Origin of the sequence: Nostoc sp. (assembly GCF_036917135.1) — a bacterium.
Classification (GTDB): Bacteria; Cyanobacteriota; Cyanobacteriia; order Cyanobacteriales; family Nostocaceae; genus Nostoc.
Genome location: NZ_JBALEA010000030.1, coordinates 125,350 through 150,630, shown reverse-complemented (window position 1 = coordinate 150,630; position 25,281 = coordinate 125,350). Strand labels below are relative to the sequence as shown.

Below are 25,281 nucleotides of genomic sequence, written 5' to 3'. Positions count from 1 at the left end.
TAATTTCCTTGGCTGTAGCTGCATTCCAAAGTTTGATGGTTTTGTCAGCACTAGCAGAAGCGATGGTCTTGCCATCGGGGCTGAATGCTACGCTATAGACCCAATCGCTATGCCCTTCCAAGCGATTCTGCTCTTGCATATTGTAAATTGCTTGCCTTAGTGCGACTACAGCTTGCTGGTTAGCCGTTTGTTCTAAATTGACATCTTTCCTAAGTGTTCTACCTGAAAGTTGTCTGTTTGACTGTGTAGCTGCAATTAAAGCCTCAATTTGCTTGTTAGATACTAGCGAAGATTCAGAACTTTGCGCCAGAGCGATCGCACTTTGTTGTATTGCTTCCTTAGCTTTGTTTTGGGCGTTGTACCACTGATAACCCGCGAAGATAGCTACTACAGCTAACCCCATACTAAACAATGTAACAACTCGATTTTGCCGCCGTGCTGCTGCCAACTTTTCTAGTTGACGTTCTTTCTCTTCTCGAACCAGGCGATTTTGCAGTTCTTGACTCTCCTGAATGTACTCCTCGGCTACCCCATTCAGCATTTGCCAATCACCAAATTTAGCTAAATATCCCTCTGCTACCGCTAATCTGTCATCTTTTCTGAGGAACCCTGGCTTTTTATCATTCTTCTCCCATTCTTGGGCTTCCGCTTCAATCTGTCGCTCAATCGCTATTCCCAACTTATATTCCTCTTTCCACTCCCGCAACATTTGCCAGTGGCGGATTAAGGCTTCGTGGACAACATCTAAAATTACATCCTGGGAATCCGGCTCATCTGTCTTTGTAATTAATCGTGCATCTTTATCGGCTAATTTCTCACTAACCTGTTGCAAAAGATTTAAGGAATGATGGGAATTTACCAACTCGCCCAAATGCACGCGCCGCCGTACATCTGTAGTTTCTCCCATTTGCGTCAATTCTAGAAAAATCCGCCGCGCCACAGTTTTTTCTGTTGGTGAAAGACTTTCGTAAACTGCATCGGCGCGTTTTTGTAGCGTTCCTTCCACCCCGCCTAAATCCTCATAAGTTTTCAGGCTGAGAAGTTCATCGCTTTGATTTATCGATTCACGCCACAATTCTGTCAACGTATATTGCAGCAAAGGCAAACTTCCGGGGTAATCCTCAACATCATTAATTAGTTGCTGTTTTAACCTTCCCTCTATGCCTAATCCTACCCAATCAGCCGGTTTAGTAATCGCTTCTTCAATTTCCTCACGGGTTAAGTGTTCGACGTTGATGTAAGGTTTATGGATTCTGCTGGCATATTCGGGATATTCTCGCCATCTCCCCCGAAAATCCGATCGCATTCCAATGAAAATATAGAGGTTATCTGTATAATCAATTAATTCCTGCAAACAGTCAAAGAATTCTTGGCGCTGGCTGTCATCGCACATAGTAAAGCATTCTTCAAACTGGTCGATAATCAAAATGACTGGTGTGTTTAATGCTTTTAACCTCTCGCCGATAACCTGACAATTCAGGTCATGTGGAAAAGCTAACGCAGAACCTAACCCCCCAGCCCCCTTCCCTACAAGGGAAGGGGGAGAATTCAAAGCCTCTCTCCTCGCAGGAGAGAGGTTTGGAGAGAGGTTTTCGAGATCCCGTGCAAAAGCCTCCTGTAAACTGTTAACAGGAGATTCTTTAGGCGTAAAGGGAGTAATATAAGTCCAGCGATCGCTCCCTGAAATCTCTTGTCCTAGCTTTAGCTGGTAGAGTAACCCCGCCCGTAACATCGATGATTTCCCACTACCAGAAGCACCTAATACAGCAATGAGACGATGTTTATCTCTCACCTGTTGAATCAACTCCTGAGTCAGCGCACTCCGCCCATAAAAAACCTCAGCATCTTCCTTTGTCTCGGTAAAATACGACAGAGAACGATAAGGACACTTATCCTGAAAGCTTTTTCGAGAAAACTTAGTAGTCAGCAGAATTGCTCGTGGGGAATTAGCAATTAACGGACGCTGGACTGTATTCGGCATTCGGCTGATAATTAAATCTGCCAATTTGTGGCTATTAATAATCCCATCTGCGTCATTTTCCGGGTTCAATCCTGCGAGTAACGTCTCTGTCAATAACCCCTGCGTGTGGGGAATTTCTAATCCAGTTTCGTAGGAACGGGTTGCAGTAATGAAACAATAGTCTTTATCTGTGGGAATAAATTTTAACAATTCACCGCTATAGCAGCAATCTAGCCAAACAACGACTCGTTTAGCCTGACTTCTTTGCAACTGCTCACCCAACCAACTTAAGGGTATACCATAGACTTGTTTTTCAGGTAGAACATCACTGGTAGCTAGAAATACTTCTTCCTTGCCCGCTACAGTTTTGCACCACCCATGTCCCGAAAAGAAGAATAACGCTGTTTCTGGCGTGGGGTTTGGATCGGGAGGATTGAAAAGATTAGCGATCGCTTCTCTCAATTCTTGCACCTTTACCGCCCCTTGGCGATCAATTGTATTTTCTCCCTTCTGGTTTAAAGTTCTAGGTAAACACTCAGCGCGAAAAGGTCTATAACCGTATTGTTCTAATTGTTCGGCAATTTTTTCAGCATCTTCTGCTGCTGCTGTTAGCGGCTTGAGGGTAGTGTACTCTGGGTAATAATTAATTCCAATAACTTGAGCAGCCCATTCCGATGCCATTTTTATTACCTGACTAACAACTAGAACTTTTTATTGGACTGTAGGCAAAATCTGTCCACAGCTTGAATCTAAATTCACAGCATTCTTTAGTTTTTACGGAAAATTACTAGAAAACTATGCAATAAACTAAATTTATTCACGGAATAGAATGTATAATAAACAACAATTTATTTAATAACCTATTCTTTTTAGACAGAGAAAATTAAAACTAGACATCAAAATATCTGCTGTAATTATTTCACTAAAATTATGTTTATACTAGTCGTAGTGAGTTTGGTATAAAAACCTATGAACACAAAGGCTGACAATACTATCATCGCTTTTCTCTTGGCGTTTCAAGACTTAAAAACTACCCTTGGAGAACAAGAGAAACAGAATTTAAAAGAAGTTGCCAAACAATTAGACACCCAACCCCAAGCTTGGGAAGACTATATTAAAGGACGTTTATTAGAAATAATAACCCCTAATCCTGACTTAAATCAGTCTTATCACTTTTATAAATCTCAATTAGATAATCTAGAAGAAATTCCTGATTATTTATTTCCTACAGAAGCACAAATTAATAGACTCAATACTCTTGAAGAGGCTCCAATAACTAGAGGCTTTAAAGCAAAAAATGAAGCTACAGGCTACGAAACCCAACTTAATAATGTTGTAGTCATAGTTTGTAGTTCTCCTCAACCAGGAGAAACAGTTAGACAAGCCACATTTTTAGAAGATTTGAAAGAATATTTATCTAAATTCAATCAATCAAATTAGTTTTTTCCTTGTAATGAGCGATTTAATCTATCCGACACTCGATTTGTTTTTATATACTTTAAAAACTTCTTTAAACACAACTGATGCAGAAACACAAAAAAACAAAGTAGCTTTTTTAGACCAATTCCCCTCTGATACTCAATTCAACGATCCTGACATTGAAACTGAGTATTTAGAGATTACTAATCCTCCTCAAATTAACTTTATTTCCCACAATAAAAGTTTAGAAGGATACTATTATGCTGTTAGATTAAATGACACTTATGGCTTACAACTTGATTGTTCTATTAATAATCAAACCGAAACTCAACCAGCTAAGTCTTTTACAATCTTAAAAACTGAAATTGAACAAAAACTAAATAAAGAACTGACAACAATTGGCAAAACCTGGTTACTTTCTGGTTGGCTACCAGAAAACTCGTCTCAAAATCCTGAAGATATTGCCAAAGATTGCTATTCTGCTTTATTTAAAGATACTTATTGGCAACCACAAAAAGGTACTTTTTTAGGTGGAAAAGTTTTTGAAATAGGGCGCTCACCATATATAAATCAGAGCAAAAAAAACGTAACTACTCCTATAAATAGTAACGAAGATCATGTGATTATTACTATTTATAGTAATCGAGAGAGCGCCGAACAAGCTGCGGAATTTTATAAAGATTGGATGGGGTTATTTTGTTATCGAAGTAAGATTACGTGGGCTTATTGGCAAAGTCGTTTAGTTAAAGAATCTTTGCTCAATCACTATAAAAAAATAGAAGAAAACAGAACAATTACTAACCCAAATAACTATTGGCAGGAAAAGCAAAATTTTACTAATTCTCGGAAAATTTTAAATAACGTTGATAACATTCTCCAGCAATATACAATCGATTTACTCAACCTGTCTTTTCAAAAACAAATTATTGAAATAAATTTATCTAATTATCAGCTTCGCTTGGCTTTGATTAAAGAAAAAGCAGATCAAAATAATCAGTTAGATTTTTTAGAAAAATTTAGCGAACTAGCCAACAAAAAATATTTACCACAAATTACCAAAGATATCGAAAATATGCAGCTTGGCTTGCAACTTTTAGAAGATACAATTAACGCTACTCGCAGTCGCATAGAAGTCGAAAAATCTGAACGAGATCATAACTTCCAAGAGCTTGTAGCTGTTGCGGGTGCTGGTATAGCAACTGTATCTCTGGTAAGAGAGACGGCAAAAGATTGTAAAGATATTTTTAAGCAAGTTGACTTATTTTGCAAGTATCCTTTAAGTGGCAGTCTAATACTTGGAATGATTGTTGGTTTTGTGGTTTGGTGGTTGAGAAAACGATTGCGATCGTGAGATATCGTTATTTTCTAACCAACATTACCCGCAGCTAAAACTTGTTCAACTGTAAGCGCAATTTCCGGGAAAGTAGCAGACACAATTAGTTGACTCCCGCTAAACTCTTTTTCCTCGTACAATCCTTCTGACAACAATAAAATCGTAATTTTTGACTCTATTGGATCTACAATCCAATATTCAGGAATCTCTAACGCTGCATATTCAGAACGTTTATACCGATAATCGCGTTTCACCGAATCAGGACTCACAACTTCCACTACTAACATCGGCGCAGACTGACAAACAGCAGACTCATCAAGGAATTCTATCACCTGTTCAGCCATGACAACATAAACATCAGGCAATCTTGACTTCCGCCATCCCGTTCTCACACCCGCCTCTCTAAAGCATAGCCAAGGTAAACTCAAGCCCTTGATTTCTGCCTTAAATGCCAGTTCAATAAATTTAGAAATCAGCAAATGTCTAAAAGGTGGTGGATTCCTAAGTTCTAGTTTCCCATCCACCAGTTCATAACGGCTATCAGTACCATCGTCATAAGTAAGATATTCTTCAAAAGAGTATAAACGCTCTGTAGTTGTCTGTGTCATCGCGCTACTTTTAAATAAAGGATTTTTTTGAGGTAGTCCTCAAAAAATCATGAATACATTGGCTTGTAGTAGCGCCCAGACTGTAGATAAATAATTCGGCCGAACAATTTTAGCAACTCAAATGCTTGTTATTTCGTGATAAAGAATAAATAACGGTTGAACAATTTAGTTCATGACTTTGAAAGATACTTGATTCCTAGTCTAATAAACAAATAAAACGATTAAACAATTTATGAAAAGCTTTATATATCAATAGTTTGACGGACTCTTCAAAATTTTAAACATCTTCTAATTCTATTGCTGGCATGATAGTGTTCACAAAAATACCTCAGTCACGATCGCACTCTATTTCACTTTACCTATAGCCACTAGCATGGAGCGATCACTTAACTCTAAAAACTGATTCATTTTGTGATTGCTGTCCAATAGTAAGAATGTTGATGCTTTTCACCCTCCAACATTTCTAGTTGTGTTTGGCGCAGTACCTCACTTCGTCCCTTATTGTCTAGTAATTTTTTGTAGTAGGCTACCATCAAATATTTGCTATAAATATCTGCCGCTTTGCACAAGATAATCAGCTGACTTTCAGCGTCAGCAATTACCAAAGCGCAACATAAGCCATAAATCCCTTCACCAGCCGAGATATTTCCTAAACCTGTATAACACGTGGATAATAGCACCAGTTTTGTGCCTACCAGATTCAGAGCAGTTGTTTCTAAAGTAGTGAACATACTGTAGTTCGGCACGGAAGTCTTCACTGCGCGATCAAACTACTCTTTTGAGCCTTTCCTCACACCAGCCTTAGCAAGTATTTGCCAAAAGTATTTCCAGTTACGATGTATTACGTTCAGTAGACCAAAAACTTTTGCAAGGTGATGAGAGAATGAAGTTTTCAGCCGTCTTTGTTGGGACTTTCCATCATGATCACCAGCGATCACTCTGAAGTCTACCCAGAAAAAAAGTGATTGAAACGCATATTACAAGCTCATTTCGGCTCCATATATTCCCAAGTGTAAATGAAGGACTGGTACGCTTCTGGAAAACTTGTTGGTCTATGACATTTTCTTACCGTAAATAGTGAAGTTTGGTATAAAAGTGACAGCCATACCTCGCCTTTTAAGTATAATAATTGTATAATTTATTGTAACAGTGAAGGTATGAAAGATTGTACTGACCAAAGCATGAGTGTATCTAATAGCTCGTCTATAAAAGCATAAATACTCACAATAAGATCAAATTACTTAGAATTGCAATGGCAAATTACAGAGAGTGGAATCAAGCGCTTATATTTTATTTTACCACTGGCTTGCCACGGGGTAAAAGAGTTTATCTGAGTGTTGACAATGAGATATTAGAGCAAATTGGTCAGAAATTCAACCAAAAAATTGAAGATAGCAATTGGAGTGATGACTTCCGTAGAGCCGTAAGAGAAGAAGTTGTCGCACAAGGACGAGTTAATTTGGCTAAATTGCAGGGACGTAATTTACACGGCTTACCGCAAGGAGTTGCTTTTTTAGGTGCAATGGTTCTGGCAGCCAATGAAATGGTAGATGAAGAGGAAATCTCAGAAGAGAACTATTTTAAGCGTCTAAAAGCAGTATTAGGTTTGCCAACATCAGAAAATGGTCGTCCGCCAGGTATGAAGTTTGGTAAACAAGGAGAAGAACCCTTATGGGAAGACTGGAATCTTTGGTTGATGATAAATGGATTTATGCCTTCAGCATATCGAGGTTGCGGAGGAAAAATCTATATTAATTATTCAATTTCTCAATCTCTACTTCGTCGTACAGATAAAAACCGACTTGTACAACTGTTTAATGAGAAACAATGGACAGCGCAGTGGGATGCCATGACTCTGTTTGCTGGTGTGAGACGAGAAGCGCACCGACTCTCTACACACCTCAAACAATTGCTAACTGATAACAGGGAACGCTATGAAGCAGTAGCCGAATCTATTCACGAAATTTACCAGCAGTGGCAAGCAGAAGGACGGCCAGCAGTAGTAAGAGCAGAAGTACGTAATTGGAGTCGTAACATATTTGCTGGTTTATATCGCACAGAAGACCCGTTTTTTAGTGACGTTAATTACTATCCTTACCCAAAAAAAGTGCGGGGATGGGAGTTAAACACTATAAAAATTCAGTATGGTAAGAGAGATCAACGGTTAATAGATGAACGCCCTGGCTGGTATTTACCCTTAGAATTTCCTCTAAGTTTAAGTGAATTGGAACGCGGTGCTAAATACCCAATTATTCTGCAATCTGACCTTGATTCTCTGGTTTTACCTTCTCGTGATTTTTGGATGTTAATTCCCGATCCAGATGATACAGATACAGGAGTCTATGCTACTTGGGGTCAACCATCACTCGGCACTAAATTTATCCTGCTATGTAAAAAAGAACTACTTCCACATATCAATCGCTTGCGAGATGAGCGGCTAATAGAATGGAGTGGTGAACCTCAGCCTGTATTTAATGATTCAAACTGGGTAGAGCTTCACCAGTGCATGGTTATTTCCCTAGCTTGGAATGGAGTATTTATTAGCAATCAAGAACTTAAGGATGCTTTGCAGCCGAATGTTTGTTTATCTATTAGCTTTTCAGGGGGGTTACGTGTTCCGCAGCAGAGCGCATGGTTGGAGGGTCATAGTCCTCAAGTTACCATCTTTGGTTTTTATCCCACTGTGACGTTACAAATAACTCGATTATTGGATAATTTATCAATAATTGAGCGATCGCAAAGTACAAATACGCCAATTTCGGTAAATTTCCCAAGTTCAGGAGACTATGTTGTAAAGGCAACTTGTGCAGGAGAATCCACAGAACGTTTGGTCAAAATCGTCGATTGGAGTTGGCTTGGTATAGAAAAACCACAACGTTATGAAATAATGCCTATTAGTTCAGGGAATTATATATGTGGCAGCGTCATTCAGACAGTTTCTGCAAAAGAGTAAAAGCAAATCAGGTGCATAATGCCACAAATCCAGCGCTGGTATAAAGGTTTTTCTTATAGGGGAAACCCACAAGAACTTATTGAGCAAATTTCCAAGCAAGTTCAACGTCACAATCTGGGAAATTTCGTTCCGCTTTTACGAGTGGAAAAAGGGGTAAAATCACGCAAACCGTTTTACTTTTTTCTCGCGCTTGAAAGTTTACAAAAAGGTGATATACCAACCGAAGTTCAATCAACTCTGCTTAAACTACCTTTTTTTAAATCTGCTATTAAAGGCAGCCCCAGCTTTAGTTATGAAGAAATAAAACCTATGGTTGGGGTCGCTCATGATGTTTATGAGTATACTAACAATATTCCCTATCAGCCCGTACAGGAATTAACCTGTGATAATCCATTTGACTTAATAGAGTCAGCATCTATCAATAATTCATTCATTGATATTGATATATCCCGTCGATACGAGCAACTTCTTTACTGGCTATCCGCTCTTGGTGGTGGGACTTGGGAATCTTTCAAAAAAGCTTGTGCTGCCCTAAAGATTGAAGAACCTAAAAGAATTTTACGAAGGTTAAGATTGCTGGGATATATAGAGTTTTCTCCAGATGGTTATCGATGGTCTATCGCTCCTATTGCTATTGTTAAAATTACATCAGAGTCAAACTTCCAAGAATTTATATTGTGCGGTTCACGAAGCATAAATTTACTTGAAAAACTCAAACAACAAACAACATTAGAATTGATAAACCAACCAATAGGAGAAGCTCCTCCTTGTGTTCGCATTCAAGCTGACAACCCAAGTATTATACCTAATTTAGTTGAACAATTAAGCAAAGAATTTTCTATTATTAACGCAGGTGAAGTATCGAAGTTGCTAGCTAGCATCTTGCCTGAACTAACAACTTGGAAGCAAAGCCTTAGAAATTTACAGGGAATTGTACCCAGTCTCTACGAGTGGGAGCTTTTTGATGGAAACGATTTTATCAGTTGCGCTTTACCCAGAGAGACTGGTATGTACCGGATGTACAACACAAAAATAAGCGATCGCCCCCTGTATACACTTTTTTACGAAAATGGTTGCTGGCTTCAAGGAGACTGGTACGGGTTGAGATTTTTGGCATTACAACATAGTGGTCAAGAATGTATTGCTCGTTACGAAGTTGAAACAAAACGTTTAGCAATCCCTGTATCCCAAAGATGGCCAGAAATTTACGAACGCGCTTTGGTGCTGGCATCTGGAATACTACCTAAATATTCTAATTCATGGTTGTTATATGAAAATGTAGATCGAGACATGATGCTACAAATATGTTATAAACTGCATATCAATTGTGTCTGGGAATCTACTGATGTATGACCTAGTAGGTGCGTATCAAAGACTCGACCGGATTTATCAGCTGTATATTAAAAGCGCTTTTCCGCTACGTTACCGTGCTTTGGCTGAAGAACGCGATCGCCTCCTACAACAACCAGGCATCTTGAGTCAGCCTCCTTTAGTTGAGCCTGTCCCCATTTATCCGTCGTCAGGGATGAATTTGTCAGCCGCAGCCAATCAACTGCCTGGATACCAAGATTTAGCACAACTAGGGCAAATGATTTTCGATCCGGGAGTCCAACTTTACCAACACCAGTGGGAAAGCCTTTACCAAGTGCTGGTGAACCAGCGAGATATCGTTGTTACCACTGGTACTGGTTCTGGTAAAACTGAGTGCTTTCTGTTACCGCTCTTAGCACAGTTGGCAAAGGAATCCCAGACTTGGGCAGCTACTCCTCAACCCCCAAACAATCATCGGTGGTGGGATACAAATGTAAATCCTAATGGCGATCGCGTATCGCAATGGGCGCACGCACCCCGACCAAAAGCCATGCGTGCCTTAATTCTGTATCCTCTCAATGCTTTAGTTGAAGACCAGTTGCGCCGATTGAGAAAAGCACTAGAAGCGCCACAAGTACACCAGTGGTTAAATCAAAACAGAAGGGAAAACCGAATTACTTTTGGACGCTACACCGGACAAACCCCTGTTTCAGGCATCCAGAAAGACGATAGCATCAGACGACTGAAAAACGAATTAAGTGAACTTGAACGGCAACGACGAGAGGTAGATACAGCTATCCAAAACAATCCGTCTCTGCTTCAGGATATGCCCGACTTGCCTTATTACTTCCCGCGACTTGATGGCAGCGAGATGCGATCGCGTTGGGATATGCAAGACAGTCCGCCGGATATTTTAATTACTAACTACTCGATGCTCAACATTATGATGATGCGGAGTATTGAGAACAATATTTTTAATGCTACTCGTAACTGGCTTGCTGACAATCCCGAAAATCAATTTTTCCTAATTATTGACGAACTGCACGCTTATCGCGGCACGCCAGGAACAGAAGTTGCTTATATCTTGCGATTGCTGTATTCGCGTTTGGGGTTGACACCAAATTCACCGCAGTTAAGGATTTTGACAACTACAGCCAGTCTTGAACCAAATCAGCAAGGTAGAGACTTTCTGCGTGAATTTTTTGGGCGGGACAATTTTGAATTTATCTCTGGACAACAAACACCCCCCATTTCAGGAGCGCGATTCAATCTTTCTGCATATCAAAGTGCATTTGCTCAGTTTGCCCAGTCAGTGCAGGCAGATCCATTTCAACCAATGCAGCCACCAGATTCAGCGTCAAATCAGGTACGAAATGCAATGTCTGATTTGGCTATGCAGATGGGACAGCCTACTGTATCTGGACTGAGTGCAGAGCAATACCTTGGCGAAGCACTAGCTACTGTAGGTGCAGCCGATGCTCTACGGGATGCTTGTCGGGAAGTTGACCATTTGCTTAACCCAAGTAATCCCAATCCTACAGTTCGGGCTATAAAAGTTAAAGATCCAAATAACTTAAATGCTCCAGTAGATTTAGACCGTCAACTTTTTCCAGGCGCGGCAACTAATAGGGTAGTATCTGATGCAATGCGGGGACTGCTCCTAGCACTGGGAATGTCTCAAAGATTAAACATAGGGCGATCGCCCCAACCCGTGCGCGGTCATTTATTCTTCCACAACCTGCAAAACTTATGGGCTTGCTGTAATCCCGGTTGCACTGACTCAGCCGTAAATCCTCAACGTCGCCAAAGCGATCCAACTCCGCCAACAGTTGGTGCTATCCATGCTATTCACAGCTTAACCTGTTCCTGTGGCTCCCGTGTTCTTGACTTACTTGTGTGTGAAGTTTGTGGAGATGTGTTTCTTGGTGGCTACAAAACAACTCGCAGAATAGGCAACGTAAATGGCAACGCAAATATAGATATTTTGACACCCGACCAACCCAATCTCGAAGGGATTCCCGATCTAGTTGTACTCAACCAAAGTTACGGAAACTACCGGATATTTTGGCCTTTGCCCAACGAGACACCAGCTTGGAGTACGCAACCTCAAGACTTAGAATGGACTAATCAAATAGAAAGCAACAGCCGTTTAAGAATAAGAAAAAGATGGGCTGAAGCAACGTTGAATAAAATAACAGGCATAGTCACAAAACTCAATGGAACCGAAGTGCGTCGCATACAGAACGGTTCCCGACAATTAACGGCAGATGAAATACCAGGATGGATGTACGAAATTGAAAGCATTGGGAGAGCCAGGCTAGATGAAATTATCGAGAACGAAAGAGCTTTACCCTCCAAGTGTCCCCGTTGCGATGCCGACTACGGTAGGCGGGATAAATTCCCCACACCTTTGCGCTTCCAACGCACGGGATTTCAGAAAGCTTGCCAAGTGCTTGCCAGTGGACTGCTCAGGGAGATGCCAGCACCACCAAGCCCTACCAGTCGTTCGTCTCGCAAACTAGTAATATTTTCCGACAGTCGTCAAGATGCCGCCAAGCTAGCAGCTGGGATGGAGCGCGATCATTATCGTGATATGGCGCGGATGTTGCTGATCCAGTCTTTCCGGGATTACTGGAATGATTTGATCGCCTTTCTTCGCATTAGTTGCACAAATAATCAAGCAGCACTGGCTAGACTGCAAGCTGTAAAACCTAATCTTCATGCTGCTGTCAGTTCAGCAAGTTGTTCAGATGATATGGAAAGGCGCAACCGATTTGGCAATGCCTATCCCCATTTAGTAATGGAAGCAATGTCTTGGGTGATGGATTCACCGTCATTCGATCCGCAAGCTCGTCAACAGTGGCTTGACTTACTTCAACGATATCCAGAGAGAATTCCTCTATTAAATTTGCGGCGAACCGTTCGAGATGCTTTACTGCAATACGGGATTTGCCCAGGTGGAACAGATTTTAAGGCATTAAAGTATTCGGTTGGACAAGGAAGCGGTCAAAATTGGCAACCTTGGTTTGACTGTTATAACTGGAGGGGCAATTCAATTACACCAATTGTTGCTCCCACGCAGCAACAAAGCAATCATATTAATCGATTAGAGGATATACTAACTGATGAATTAATGTACGCTATTTTCCCCCATATCGCCCGAACACTGGAAGGACTTGCACAAGGTTGGGTCAGTTATCAACCGCAAGGAAATCCATCGCCAAGGCTGATAGAAGCAACAGAAGCAGTGATCCGGCAATTAGGAACTCGGAAATTGCACCGTTATTTTCCCTATTTCCGCCTTGGCAATAACTCAGATTTAGCTAACTTTGCTCTGCGGTACATTAATAGAACTGGTTTAGCACCAGTTGATATACAGCAACAGTTAATCCAATCGCAAGCTTGTACATCAAGTGGTGGCGGACTTGCACTAGATCCAGATCGACTCTATCTCGTTTTGCCGCCCAACCCTATCAATGGCTCTCGCCCAGGATACCGTTGTCTGCAATGCAACGCTTTATTTCTCCAACCTGCGGCTAGAGTTTGTCCAGAGTGTAACAGCGATCGCCGTTCTGACAATCCCAACTTTCCCACGATTCAATTAACACCGGGACAGACAACCCCTGATTTTGATTACTACATCTATTTGTCAGAACAATCGGGTCAACCTTTCCGCCTAAATGCAGAAGAATTAACGGGTCAAACTGACAAAGGCGATCGCACTAAACGCCAGCGCTGGTTCCAAGATATTTTTATTGAGAATGAAATTAAGCGTGTGCAGGGTATCGACTTACTGAGCGTCACAACAACAATGGAAGCAGGGGTCGATATCGGTGCATTGCTGGCAGTAATGATGGCAAATATGCCACCCCGACGCTTCAATTATCAACAGCGAGTAGGTCGTGCAGGCAGACGTTCTGCGGGAGTCTCATTGGCTGTTACTTTCTGTCGTGGCAGAAGCCATGATGACTTTTATTTCCAACGTCCAGAAAGCATCACAGGCGACCCACCGCCACCGCCCTACGTCGATATGACGAGTCAAGAAATTTTTGAGCGCGTCCTCATCAAAGAAGTCTTAAGGCAAGCCTTTGCAGACACAGGTATTAGTGCATTATTGGGTGGAACTGATAACGTACACGGCGAGTTTGGTGATGTTGCTGATTGGGGGAATTACGAATCGTTAATTGCAGATTGGTTGAATAACTCAGCAAATGAGCCAGCGATTTTGTCAGTTTTGGATATTTTGCGAGAACAAACAACATTACCTCTTGCCAGTAATTCCCAAATGTTGAATTATCTCCGCAATGGTCTAATACCTGACATTCAAAATATTGTGAATGATCCTAGCTACAGCCAAGATAAACTGAGCGAACGTTTAGCTAATGCCGGTTTATTACCGATGTTTGGTTTCCCAACGCGGGTGCGGTTGCTTTATACCCGTTGGCCTTCAGCAGGCTCTCAATGGCCGCCTGAAACCGGGGTTGTGGATCGTAACCTGGATGTGGCTATCAGTCAATTTGCTCCTGGGTCGCAAACTGTTAAAGATAAGGCAGTTCATACAGCTTGTGGTGTAGTTGAATTGCGTCCTCAAGGCAACACCATTGCTTCCTATCCAGGGTTTTTCCCAGCACTCCCAAATAGCAACCAATCTCTTGGACTTTGTGGTAACTGTCAAGCAGTTGTTTATCAACATATACTAAATCCATCAATCGTTGGAAGTCAGACACAAAAAGTTGAATGTCCAGTGTGTCATGCGATCGAGTTGCGTTGCCTAGATGCCAGAGAACCCAAAGCATTTTTTACAGATTTACAGCCAGAGGATTTTGACGGACAGTTTGAATGGCAACCGCGATCGACTCGACCTTCTTTGAGTATCGGTGCAAATGTTGGTACGCCTTCATCTATTCTCAATGCTTCTGTCTTTGCATTTAACTGGGACATCCTTTCTGTTAATGACAATGGCGGTAATGGGGGGTTTGATTTCCAACAAGCAACTGTTTTTGGAAGACCGAGACCTGGTGCGTATGCCGTGTCTCCAGATCCTAATAGTCAAGTAGGTACATTTGGAGCAACTTACCGAGTGGCGTTATTGTCTCGCCGGAAAACTGATATTTTGCTGGTAAGTATTAATCAATGGCCTAGTGGTGTATTTGCAGATCCCAGAACAGTTGTAGGTCGTGCAGCTTGGTATTCTTTCGGATTTTGGCTGCGGATAGCAGCAGCGGCTCACTTGGATGTAGATGCACTGGAATTGCAGGCAGGTTTGCGATCGCTAGAGCAGAATGGAGCAATAATCGGTCAAGCTTTCTTAAGCGATCAACTAGAAAATGGGGCGGGGTATTGTCGTTTCCTTGCCCAGCCGAACGAATTTCAACAACTAATAGCTCAGGCAGACCCAACAATTCCAAATAGCATTGCCAGTCAGTGGATAAATCCTCACGAACATGGGAGTGAGTGCGATACATCATGTAACTTGTGTTTGCGGGACTATCAAAACCTTGCCTATCACGGCTTATTAGACTGGCGGTTGGCTTTGGATATGGCACGGTTAGTATCTAATCCCTCATCTGTAGTCGATCTCAACTCTGCTTGGGGAAATTTCCAGAATCCTTGGCTTAACCTAGTCCAAAGCACGATTCCTGGAACACTCCAGCGTTTGGGCTATAGTTCTCCAGTGCAGTTTGCGACACTTACTGGGTATGTTCACCAGAATCCTCAACGTCGGACTATCCGCATTTTGCGTCATCCTTTATGGAACGATGACCATCCAGAGTGGATTGCAGCCGAAGCAGATGCACAAACGCAGCATCCAGCTTATCAAGTTGAGCCTGCCGACCCGTTTATGGTTATCCGCCGACCGGGGGATTGTGTGTAGATTTTTGTCTAGAAAATTATTTTTGCTTATAGCTAGTGGCGCTTGGTGTTTGGCTGTTTCTAAAAAGCGGTTCCCAGTTTTTACTGGGTTTATGGAAAAAAGGTAGTGTATTGTTGGGACAACTATAGTGATGACAGGTTAAAGCACCAGAGTCTCGATATCCCGCATCACTCTTTCCAGAAGCACGCAGGCAATATTTTTCTATGAAATCATCATATTCTGATTCAGATATTTGGTGAATGGTGAGAATATCCATAATTTCTTTGCTTTTATAGCCAAGCATCGGTTCATAACAGATAGTCTCACTGTTCCCAGGAGCAAATTCTATACTAGCTAAGTTGAATGATGCAGCCTGAACTACATACATAAAGATAAACAATGAATGTTTATACAGAGGATATTGTACTAGTAACTTATTGATTTCTCGAATACATTTGGTGAGTTGAGTACCAGAACCGTTAGTATAGTCCATAAACACAAAAACTGATGTTTCATGATCTCCTGTGCCTGCTTGAAAATAATAGCTCAGAGGTCTGATTTTTTTGTCATCACTAACGCTTGTCGCCGTCAATGCTGACCTTTCATAAATTCCCCAAAGTCGATATTGACTTTCTACTGATGTCCTCGGAGGTAAAGGTAATTCAGCATATCTAATAATTTTATTTCTCAACCATTTTTTAAATTCAGCTTCATTATCTTTCAAAACAACTTTAGGATCTTTACGAAAAGCTACCCAAAGACTATCTTTTGTCAAAAGTGAGTTAAGTAACTGTTCCTGTAAGCTTCGAGTAGCTGATTCAATATTGGTTTTGGAAAAAAAATGTAACTTACTCAGGAGTAAATAGGCTATGTTTTGCTCTAGTATTGTTTCAAACTGATTAATCCAATTGCGAACTGTTTTCTTTGACAAAGAACCTTCCCAACTAGAAAACCTATCATAGCAAGCCTCAATCTCTATATCGTCAAATAACAAAGAAGTTTCTACCCTCCGTTCTTCTGGTAAAATTGAAGAAATCGGTTTTTGGTATGGTTCTACAATTTCACTTAATTTCCTTTGTAGTTGCTTAATTTCCTCAGCAATAATCTTAGGCTTAATGGACGGAGAGTTGCGATCCAGGTTTTCTGCGGACATAAAGCGTTTATTTTACAGTCTTTCCCTAAACTTGAAAATATACTCATATACTAAATTTGTAAGATGGTACATATATGGTCTTTGTCCAAAAACTTCGATATATTGCTCAAAACCTAGCTTATTTTTGAGTTCTAAACTTGCTTTTTTTAACCTATATCTGGCTTGTTCTTTATTTAGTCCATAAAAATAAGAAATCGAACAAGAGTTATATATAATCAAAAGGTCTTGAATTGGCTGTCTTCTTCCACCACTAAAAAATAGAAGATTTAAAAAAGCCTCTGCTTCTTCAGATAAATCATGACTATTTCGTAATTCTGAAAAATATGCCTCCGCATAGACTCGATAACTATTACTGAAAATTCTTCGAGATGTTTCAAGACTAACTGATGTTTGGGATGGTTCTGCTTCAGCCCAAAGCAATTGGCAAATAGTCTCTACAAATCGTGGAACACCTCCAGAAACTACTGCAACAAAGTCAATGACTTCTTCTTCAAATGGATAAACTTTATTATCATTCCTCAAAGTTACAGAACTATTTTTGGTTTCTATATACTCTTTTACTTCTTGTGGATTCAAAGGCTTGAGGATTTTAAAATTAAACCGTGCTTCTTGTAGCTGGCGAGCTTCTGAAATAATTTGACTATAGTATTCTTCGGTCACACTGACACACAATGCCCAACCTGGTCTTTGTGAAAATTTTTCGGACAAACTGTGCAAGAAACTCATAAAATATGAAATTTCTATACTGAGGTTAGAAAATAGTGCCTCAACTTCATCAAAAGCAATTAGCACATAATATTTTTGAGTCCGCTTCAGTAATTCAAAAAAAATCTCAAATAAATTAATCAACTCTGTTTCTTCAAATAATACTTTATCTGATTTGGTTAAAAGACCTTCGTGAAGCAAGACATTGTACAACTTCAGTAGAATTGCTCCCAAAAGACTTTCAAAGTGCTTATCTTGCTGGCTTGATGCTGCAATCGGTGTCACGATTTCTTGAAACTTAATGGGAACGCACACCCCGCCATTATCATTAAATTCTTTTGCTATCAAATTGAGTAAAGTTGTTTTCCCATATCCATACTCTCCTACAAAAAATAACTTGATAGGTCTTCTGATTTTAATGGATTGTTTAACTTCATCCAGAAGGTTATTAATAAATTTTGTACGAACCAGTTTTGAGGTGTCGTCCTGAGATACTACTGATGCAGCAGATCCAGAAACAACATAAGGATTTTGGGCAGGTGCTATAGATTTTGCATTAACGTCTTGATAGGGCATAGTCAAACAGCAATAGCAGGTTCTAAAATCTTAATAAATCCATACTTAACTCCTCGAATGTCAATTAAATCAATTCCCATATTACGGGCAAGTTGAGATTTAGTTGTTCTTAATTCGATACGGTGAGTCAGTTGCAACTGAATCAAATGTTTTTTAAGGTCTTCTTCCGTATAATCTAATACTTGCTTCACAACTCTATCACGAATCTGAGCAACTGGAACTAAACCCAGACTTTTCTGGGCAATATCGCGGTAATTATTTAAAATGAAGTCTAAGAGGTTTAAGTAATTGTCAATTTGTATCTTGTGTCTATAAAACAGATCGAGATAACCCACCCCTGGATTACCAACATAGCTATAGCCACAGTGTTTTATTAATAATTCTTGAAGTTGAGATGCTTCGGGATTTTCTGATAATTGATGTTTTTCATAAAGGAGAAATCGAGCATTACTGTAATCTTTAACAAGTTGGGAATACTGAGAACAAATCTGAGTTAAATTTTCATTAAATGCTTCAAGAGAAGAGAAATTTTGAGCAAGATTTTCTAAAGGGTTGATAACTTGGATTTTTGACTGAACAGAAATCGATGCTCTGGTCTTTTCCGTTTTTATGTCTGAATAGATATGACCATCTGCTTTATAGAGATCGAGAACGTAAAAACCCGCTAAATAGTTTTTTATAGTTGTAGCAGACATGGGCGTTCCTGCTGGCTTTCCTTTATGTGCCTTATGAGTAACTAGCTTATGTTCAAGCCAAGACAAAGCCACCTTTAAAGTCTGTCCGTTATTAGCGACAAGCCCCTGAGCCAGCATTCTCATGTCCTCTTCATACTCCTTGGGTAAGTAAAAAATTGGAATTATCTTGGACATAGTACCTTTAAGCGTATAAGTAGAAAGTTTATTGTATTTTATTGCTTATCACTTAATCGGAGTGCTACGGTAGTCTGGCTATTTTTATTCAAAAATACCTTTGCTTCCAAAGTAAAAATTAATCTCGTTGGCGGAGCGTAATCTCTAAGTAACCCTTTTTATACAAAGTCTTTAAAAGTTTCCATACATCCTGATTCTCTGGTAAACTTTGACAAACCTGGCTAATTGTAAGACCAGTTTCTACCGTGCTAATGACATTTAAAAACTGTCTTTCTTCTTCTAGAATATTTTCATCCTTTGAAAGCTGAATTTTGCTCAATTCCTCACGCAAACCCAGACATTTATCAAAAGTAGATTTGATTTCATAAACCTGCGTTTCAAGGTTTTCAAAGTCTGTGAGTGCTTCCTCACACAAGTCTATTTTTGATAGTAACTGTGTTTTAAAATTGCTGACTTGATTCAAAATGTCACTTACATTTTGTTCGCAGTTTCGGGCAATAAAGTATAAATCTCTTTCTAGTTGCTCCCAGTCGAAAATCCAATTTTTGCACTGCTGGAGTAGGTTTTCCCAAAAAACTTGTCTTAGGGCTTTATAAGAGCCTTCACTGTCTTCATCATCAAATTTGCATCTGTCTTTCAAATAACGTTTATTAGGAGCAATTAGACACAATAAATCTTCGTATTGAATTAGTAGTTGCTCGAAAGCATCTCGACGCGATCGCCTCTCACCCTTAATAATAACTTCAATTTCAGCCAAGGGTTTTTGCAGCAGATCGTATTCTCTAAAACTTTTTACCCCATGACGGCTAAAATGCTCTACCACTCGGTCAACAAACTCATCGTTATACCGCACTAGATGTTCTGAATCGTTACTCAAACTGTTTCGTAAATTCTCAGCACCTGTCAAAATAATTCGCCACTGTTCGAGACCAGCTACTAAATCCTGTAGTTGTTTTTGAGTGCTTTCGTTAGTTTGCAGAAACTGCTTACAGTGATTGAGTTGATGATGCAATTTCAGAATGTCTGCTTCTTCTAAGGCAACCGAACTGGCTATATTCTGGCAATCTTGATCTAGCTGTAAAAATTGTTTTTCTAAAGTCTTTCGATGGTCATTAAGACAATCTTCTAAACCACTCATAGTAAGAATTGCCTGACTAACTTTAGAAGCCTTCAATGTGAGTGTGAAATTTTCTAATTTTCGTGTAATTTCACCTAGTTCTTTTTGCAGAGTATGACGTTTATCCTGGTGAAATACTTCAAGGCGCTCGCTTAGGTTTTGTATTGTTCTATCAACCCCATCAAGAACCACATCATCATTGTAGTGCGCGAGATTCTGTGCAGTCTTTACGCCATCAAAGTCTTTTAAGAAAGTTAGTTGTATGTCTTCAGTTGTCTTAAACCCCTCTGGTGAAGTTGCTACTGAAGAAAGAGTTGTTTCTGCTTCATTGAGTTCGCTAACAACCTCGTGTAAAAGCTTCTCATGAAAAATGTCTAGTAACGAAGAAACCTGAGTGCGAAGTTCATTTAACTGACCCTTCAAGTCATTAGGGTCTAGTTCTGCCACAGAAGTGCGAATGATTCCCCTTGGTCGCTCCCATTCTACATAGCGACGGCGTTGTAACCATTCCAGTGCTTCCTCAAACTCTTCTTGAAGATAGCCAAGTTTTTTGACCTCTTTCCATATCTCTAAACAATTTACTTCTTGGAGAATTTCCTGCTCCTGTACATTTTCAACTGCCTCTTTTGATTTCAGTTTGTTTTGAATAAAGGATTCCAGAGGATGAACAGCAAATTGAACTTGAGAAGTTTCTGTTTTCTTACTAGCAATTTTGGATTCACTAGTCAAACCGTGCTGTTTCAAAATTGCCAAAAGGCTAGGCAGACCAGAACCCGCAATTTCAAATATCTTTTCAAAGTCTTCCTTTGAGGCTTGATAAAACTGACGACCCCGGCGAACAGACAACGAAATTTTCTCAAGCGCTACCTTATACTTGAGAAGTGCTGGACGCAGATTTGTGTAGAAAGATTGATAGTTCGGAAATAGAGTTTTACACTTTTGATAAAACACAGATTCTATCAGTTTTGTTTCCGTACCATTGACTGCCTCTAGACCGCGAATTTTCCAGGTTTCTGATGCAATTGATGGGAATAGCAGCCGCAGAGCTAAGGCGTGGCACTCCTGACGGTGGTGTTCTAATCTATCTTTATCTGCTTTGCTGACTTCAGGACGGCTTGAGAGCCAGTTTTGAATATGATCAGATAAATTAAGCAACGTACAAGCTGAACACTGTTCGGCTACCATGATTTTGCGGAGTAAGCCGAAAGCTGCGGGATATTCCCTTTCGCTTCGACCAAGCTGAAGGTGGAAATCTACTTGACCTGTCCCCGCGATCGCAGTTAATCTTTGTGGAATATTAGCTGCATTCTGGTCATAGCTCAAGTAAAATCGCCAGTCTAAGTGAGTTTCTTCTGGCGGAGTAAATCTCATCAAGTCAGAGTCTTCACCACCAACACTAATGACGACAGAACGGTTGGGAAACTCTAAATTGTATCTCTCAGGAGAGCCGTTCAAAAAATTATAAAATCCAAATCTATCCTCTTGCCATTCACCTTTATAGCGCCAATTCCAATTGGCTTTCTGACCAGAGCGAGAAACTGGGAAAAGTAAGGGGAGAATTTCCTGGCAGAAAATCGTTGTTGCTATCTTTTCTTTTTGAGCATCATTCCACTCTCCAAACCAGCTACGACGAAATGACCCAAGAATTTTATCAATGACTGTAGGAGGAGTTGTTTGAAGAAGAGCAACTAAGGCAAAGCTACGTTCGGTTGGTTGTACAATGTACGAACCATAAAAATCGTCGTCTTCTGCCAGCTTTTTTAAACTCTTTAACAGTCCGAAGCTCTCAGCGATACTTGCGTTCACACCCGATGGAAAACTAGCAAGAAGCTTAATTACTTCTCGTCCTTTTGGATGTTTTTTAAAGGAAATCACTGACTCTACTTTGTTAATAGCATCACTAATTTTGTGCTGCTGCGTACCGTATAACTGCACTCGTCCCTCAAGATAATCCTCAATTAAATCCAGAGGAGTATACGGGTTCCCTTCTTCTTGAGCAGGCTTCCCTTTTTCTTGAGCAAAAGTAACTATGCGTTTAAAGACTTCGATGACGGTGCGAGGGCCGTTTCCTAGGTCTTTGCGTTCGCACAACTGTCCCAAACTTTCAAGCGTTGCTAAATCTACTAACTGGGTTCTCTGGAACTTATCCTCTGGCAAAAACTTCTCACACAAAAAATCCCAAAGCTTACTCGGAAAATCAGATTTATAAGCGTCAGTTAATCGCAGCGATACTTTCTGCTCCTGCATCCGGTGGATAATATCACCAGCCTGTTCTTCAATCGCTGATTCAGTGGGCGTGGTAGGCATTCCGAGAATGAGTGCGACAGGCGTAGAACCTAAAGCCCGCATTCCTTTGACTAAATCGCTCAAAATCTGGATACGAACGCTAGATCCCTCTTCAGTCCGCAGGAATTCTTGACATTCGTCAGCAAATATTGCTAAACCCTTAAAACCTGCTTCCCGCAGTATAGAAACGCTTTCCTGCCAAAAATTCAGAACACTATCAGTATTGGTGGTGTCAGTTTTTAATTCTTGAACAATTTTGAGCGCTTTATCTTCAGAGACTCTGTACTTGCGGGCTATTTCTGCGGCTTGTTCTTGTTGAGACTTTAGACCGTACTGAGAATATAGTGCCTCAATTTTAGGAACAAGACTAGGGGAGGATTTTTCTAAACTTGCCTTAATCCAGGCATAAGTGGCAACCATTAAGTTGCTCAATTCTTTAAATTTGAACGGTGGCACAGCTACAATTTTATTCTGCCTGCACTCAGACCAAAAATAAATGAGGGTTGCTGTTTTACCATAGCCATAGTCAGCACTTAGGTAGCCATTGACAGGCTTTCCCTTACCAATTTCATCAATTAAACGGTCTCGAAGTGTTTTAACCTGTTCCAGGGGGTCGTAGCTGGTAGCATATAATTCATAATTATGGGCTATGCTTTCAAGTTCGCTTTCAATCTGAGATGGACTAACGGTATCTACAATTGCTTGAATTGATTCTAGTTGCTCTAATAATTTCTTCATAAATAGTCGTTTAATGTATAGGTTTGAAGAGAATATAAAATTTTAAATTAATTGACTCCAGTCTGGGGATTTAGTTAACATAATCCACTGTCCATAACCCCCTTCATACCCACAGTCAAAGAACCCTCCTTGGTCATAATCATAGGTGCATTTTGCATTATCTAGAGTGCCGTCTAACCCACTCGGATCTAGCAAAAGCATTTGACAAATAGCGTCTTTAATGTCTTCGCGCAAGAAAATCTTAGTTCCATAGGTTCGTTGCCGTTGTTTGTAAATCGCGTCTACCGCCATTAGAAAAATAGGAGCAGCGCAGAAGTAGCGACGACTGAAGTATTCGGATTTTCCTTCTGATTTAATTACACAGGGTGATAGAGAATGTAACCAGTTCAAGACACCAGTGATGCTGCTATCACTGAATGCTATTTCACTGGTAGGAAGTTCAAAGTTGACAGCAGCTTTTTCAATCACTTCTCCCACTATGGACTTTTTTTCAGCAGGTGATAAAATAACTTCTTTTCGTAACCACAGTTGTTGTACGACAGTTGCATAAGCCCAGGAGAACCTTTTATCAGGGTCGAAAAGATGTAGGTGATAAATTACCAAGTGTAAAAAATCGCCTAGTAAAGCTGGGTTTGATTGTTGAATATCAGCCGCTACTTTCCCTAGTGGAGTTAAACCAGATGGATTCTTTTTGTCGAGAATAGAAAGGTTACGCAGAAAGGGAAAAACATTTTTTTGTAAAACAGTAGCTCCAAGTTGACAGAGAGCCGCTAACTGGTCAATATCTGTTTGTTGAATAGAAAAATTTTCCAGAATAACCGCCACTCTTGACAAAGTGGTGTTTTGCTGTAGGTGGAGAGTCAATCTTTTGTTCATAAATCACGCTCCAATGTATCCAACCAAGCGACTAGGTTGTGCATAATTCGATGATTTCGGCTAGTTCTTAATTGCTCAATACTTTCACAAAAATAACAGGAGTGGTGAGTATCTCTTTTGAGCTTTTCTACACCCGCTTTCGTGGTTTCAAAACTACGTCTCACTGTAATTTGAATTTGAGATTTATTAGGGAAAAAGATACTGCCAAAGCCTCCAGCTTTCCACCAAGTTGTGCTATCGAGAGTATCGGGAATTAAGTTATGTCTGCGGAGACGATTATAGCTGTTTGGCCCGCCAATCCCAAAACAGTGAACGAGCATTCCATGTTCTCTAGCAATATCACAGACTTTTTTAAATAATGCCAAGCTCTCAAAAGATATCATATTGACACTTCCGTTAGGGCCTGATGTTCCCCAAGAACCAAAGCCAATTCTGCGAATGCCAAGCCTTGCATAGGTTTCGATACAACGATTGATTTGCTTGATAGTACGTCCCTGTACGGGAGCGATCGCACGCTCTTGTACATAACTAGGCATTTTGCTATAAAATGCCTCACAATGGTAGAGTGTGTCACGGACTTTGTACTCTACAATCTCATCATCATCTGTGCTTAAAGGTACAATATCAGGTAATACATACCCATCTGCCCATTGGTTTTCTTTATAAAATTTATCTAAAAAGGCAAGAAGTTCATCATAAGTTCGTTTACCTTGCTGCACTTGATAAGCACCACAATCTAACCAGACACTTTTAATGTTTTCTACATCTTTTTGTTGCTGCAAAAATTTGGTAGTAGATGGTGGGCAAGCAATAGGTGAATAAATAACATAAGCAAAGGGATTACGTTCCAAATCACCGCCTGATTTCCATAGTTCAAAAAGGCGCTGCAATTGGGAACCACCCGCACTAAAAGATGCAACAAATTGAGAACTTAATGGTGTTGTAGGCACTAATTTTTTGTGCCACACAACTAAACTGCGTTTTACTCCTGGTTCAATATTGACTCGACTAAAGCCCATTCGGTAATAAAAACCATTAGCTTCCAAATCTAATGGACATTTGAGGCGTAAAGTTTTTATACCGGATGTTCTGCTATATTCTTCCCATGCTCTAATTAGTTTAAGACCTACACCTTGCCGACGGTGAGATGGGGAAACAGAAAGATGGTATAAAGTGGATATCTTGTCACGCCTGTGATGAAAATGCAAGAAGCCATGAGACGTACATAAAATTTCCTTATGAGCTATTGCCTCAGCCAAAGTAGCTCTATTAACAAAACCTATCTCATGGCGATGGGCATCTGCGAGAGCCTTGACAAAAGGTAAGTCTTTTTCTGTTGCAAATGTCACTGTAGTTTCTAAGGATTTAATCTGCACGTACTCCATCCAAGAACCTTTTTTAACTCCATATATCAATAAAGCTTTTATAACTTAACATCTTTACATAACCACTTTGCCAAATTAGCCTGCTTTACTATAGGACTCATGTTTGATTTTTGAAATATACGCAGGGTGTGAAAGCGT

Annotated in this window: 14 protein-coding genes; 5 read left to right on the top strand and 9 right to left on the bottom strand. The window is 40.2% G+C overall.

The window, feature by feature from the left end:
• The coding region (locus tag V7K50_RS08615) for an nSTAND1 domain-containing NTPase (RefSeq protein WP_334959068.1) at nt 1–2,641 on the bottom strand (2,641 nt) is incomplete at its 3' end.
• A 288-nt stretch (nt 2,642–2,929) separates the two neighbouring features.
• On the opposite strand from V7K50_RS08615, the gene V7K50_RS08610 reads away from it, so the two are divergent.
• Together V7K50_RS08610 and V7K50_RS08605 are read left to right on the top strand one after the other, a co-directional pair.
• The gene (locus V7K50_RS08610) at nt 2,930–3,400 is read left to right on the top strand and encodes a hypothetical protein (RefSeq protein ID WP_334959067.1); all 471 of its coding nucleotides are present in this window, start codon (nt 2,930–2,932) and stop codon (nt 3,398–3,400) included.
• 13 nt (nt 3,401–3,413) lie between these two features.
• Nucleotides 3,414–4,730: a hypothetical protein gene (locus V7K50_RS08605; RefSeq protein ID WP_334959065.1), complete on the top strand. Its 1,317-nt coding sequence runs from the start codon at nt 3,414–3,416 to the stop codon at nt 4,728–4,730.
• Nucleotides 4,731–4,744: 14 nt separating this feature from the next.
• Here the strand turns inward: V7K50_RS08605 and V7K50_RS08600 are convergent, their stop codons facing one another.
• Together V7K50_RS08600 and V7K50_RS08595 are read right to left on the bottom strand one after the other, a co-directional pair.
• Entirely contained in the window at nt 4,745–5,320 is a 576-nt protein-coding gene (locus tag V7K50_RS08600; RefSeq protein ID WP_334959063.1) for a Uma2 family endonuclease, read from the bottom strand.
• Between the two features lie 404 nt (nt 5,321–5,724).
• Nucleotides 5,725–6,051 carry a CHAT domain-containing protein gene (locus V7K50_RS08595; RefSeq protein ID WP_334959061.1) on the bottom strand — a complete coding sequence of 109 codons (327 nt, stop codon included), beginning with the start codon at nt 6,049–6,051 and terminating at the stop codon, nt 5,725–5,727.
• A gap of 521 nt (nt 6,052–6,572) precedes the next feature.
• Here V7K50_RS08595 and V7K50_RS08590 point away from each other — a divergent pair.
• The 3 genes from V7K50_RS08590 to V7K50_RS08580 are packed head-to-tail and all read left to right on the top strand — an operon-like array spanning nt 6,573 to nt 15,459.
• Nucleotides 6,573–8,273: a hypothetical protein gene (locus V7K50_RS08590; protein ID WP_334959059.1), complete on the top strand. Its 1,701-nt coding sequence runs from the start codon at nt 6,573–6,575 to the stop codon at nt 8,271–8,273.
• A gap of 18 nt (nt 8,274–8,291) precedes the next feature.
• A complete protein-coding gene (locus tag V7K50_RS08585; RefSeq protein WP_334959057.1) occupies nt 8,292–9,626 on the top strand; it encodes a hypothetical protein in 1,335 nt (444 codons plus the stop codon).
• Nucleotides 9,619–15,459 carry a DEAD/DEAH box helicase gene (locus V7K50_RS08580; protein WP_334959055.1) on the top strand — a complete coding sequence of 1,947 codons (5,841 nt, stop codon included), beginning with the start codon at nt 9,619–9,621 and terminating at the stop codon, nt 15,457–15,459. Before V7K50_RS08585 ends, V7K50_RS08580 begins: the two co-directional genes overlap by 8 nt.
• Before the next feature lie 16 nt (nt 15,460–15,475).
• Here the strand turns inward: V7K50_RS08580 and V7K50_RS08575 are convergent, their stop codons facing one another.
• From V7K50_RS08575 to V7K50_RS08550, 6 genes are all read right to left on the bottom strand, one after another.
• A complete protein-coding gene (locus V7K50_RS08575) occupies nt 15,476–16,591 on the bottom strand; it encodes a phosphoribosyltransferase-like protein (protein WP_334959053.1) in 1,116 nt (371 codons plus the stop codon).
• A 12-nt stretch (nt 16,592–16,603) separates the two neighbouring features.
• Nucleotides 16,604–17,872 (bottom strand): ATP-binding protein, encoded by a 1,269-nt coding sequence (locus tag V7K50_RS08570; protein WP_334959051.1) that lies wholly within the window; start codon nt 17,870–17,872, stop codon nt 16,604–16,606.
• A gap of 2 nt (nt 17,873–17,874) precedes the next feature.
• Nucleotides 17,875–18,741 carry a hypothetical protein gene (locus V7K50_RS08565; RefSeq protein ID WP_334959049.1) on the bottom strand — a complete coding sequence of 289 codons (867 nt, stop codon included), beginning with the start codon at nt 18,739–18,741 and terminating at the stop codon, nt 17,875–17,877.
• Between the two features lie 118 nt (nt 18,742–18,859).
• Nucleotides 18,860–22,882 (bottom strand): hypothetical protein, encoded by a 4,023-nt coding sequence (locus V7K50_RS08560; RefSeq protein WP_334959047.1) that lies wholly within the window; start codon nt 22,880–22,882, stop codon nt 18,860–18,862.
• 42 nt (nt 22,883–22,924) lie between these two features.
• Nucleotides 22,925–23,758 (bottom strand): hypothetical protein, encoded by an 834-nt coding sequence (locus V7K50_RS08555; RefSeq protein ID WP_334959045.1) that lies wholly within the window; start codon nt 23,756–23,758, stop codon nt 22,925–22,927.
• Nucleotides 23,755–25,143 carry a GNAT family N-acetyltransferase gene (locus tag V7K50_RS08550; protein WP_334779950.1) on the bottom strand — a complete coding sequence of 463 codons (1,389 nt, stop codon included), beginning with the start codon at nt 25,141–25,143 and terminating at the stop codon, nt 23,755–23,757. Before V7K50_RS08550 ends, V7K50_RS08555 begins: the two co-directional genes overlap by 4 nt.
• Nucleotides 25,144–25,281 lie beyond the last annotated feature (138 nt).

Excerpts from the sequence above, each read along its gene's own strand:
- V7K50_RS08610 (WP_334959067.1), top strand. The coding sequence starts at position 2,930 with ATGAACACAAAGGCTGACAATACTATCATCGCTTTTCTCTTGGCGTTT.
- V7K50_RS08605 (WP_334959065.1), top strand. The coding sequence starts at position 3,414 with ATGAGCGATTTAATCTATCCGACACTCGATTTGTTTTTATATACTTTA.
- V7K50_RS08600 (WP_334959063.1), bottom strand. The coding sequence starts at position 5,320 with ATGACACAGACAACTACAGAGCGTTTATACTCTTTTGAAGAATATCTT.
- V7K50_RS08595 (WP_334959061.1), bottom strand. The coding sequence starts at position 6,051 with ATGTTCACTACTTTAGAAACAACTGCTCTGAATCTGGTAGGCACAAAA.
- V7K50_RS08590 (WP_334959059.1), top strand. The coding sequence starts at position 6,573 with ATGGCAAATTACAGAGAGTGGAATCAAGCGCTTATATTTTATTTTACC.
- V7K50_RS08585 (WP_334959057.1), top strand. The coding sequence starts at position 8,292 with ATGCCACAAATCCAGCGCTGGTATAAAGGTTTTTCTTATAGGGGAAAC.
- V7K50_RS08580 (WP_334959055.1), top strand. The coding sequence starts at position 9,619 with ATGTATGACCTAGTAGGTGCGTATCAAAGACTCGACCGGATTTATCAG.
- V7K50_RS08575 (WP_334959053.1), bottom strand. The coding sequence starts at position 16,591 with ATGTCCGCAGAAAACCTGGATCGCAACTCTCCGTCCATTAAGCCTAAG.
- V7K50_RS08570 (WP_334959051.1), bottom strand. The coding sequence starts at position 17,872 with ATGCCCTATCAAGACGTTAATGCAAAATCTATAGCACCTGCCCAAAAT.
- V7K50_RS08565 (WP_334959049.1), bottom strand. The coding sequence starts at position 18,741 with ATGTCCAAGATAATTCCAATTTTTTACTTACCCAAGGAGTATGAAGAG.
- V7K50_RS08560 (WP_334959047.1), bottom strand. The coding sequence starts at position 22,882 with ATGAAGAAATTATTAGAGCAACTAGAATCAATTCAAGCAATTGTAGAT.
- V7K50_RS08555 (WP_334959045.1), bottom strand. The coding sequence starts at position 23,758 with ATGAACAAAAGATTGACTCTCCACCTACAGCAAAACACCACTTTGTCA.
- V7K50_RS08550 (WP_334779950.1), bottom strand. The coding sequence starts at position 25,143 with ATGGAGTACGTGCAGATTAAATCCTTAGAAACTACAGTGACATTTGCA.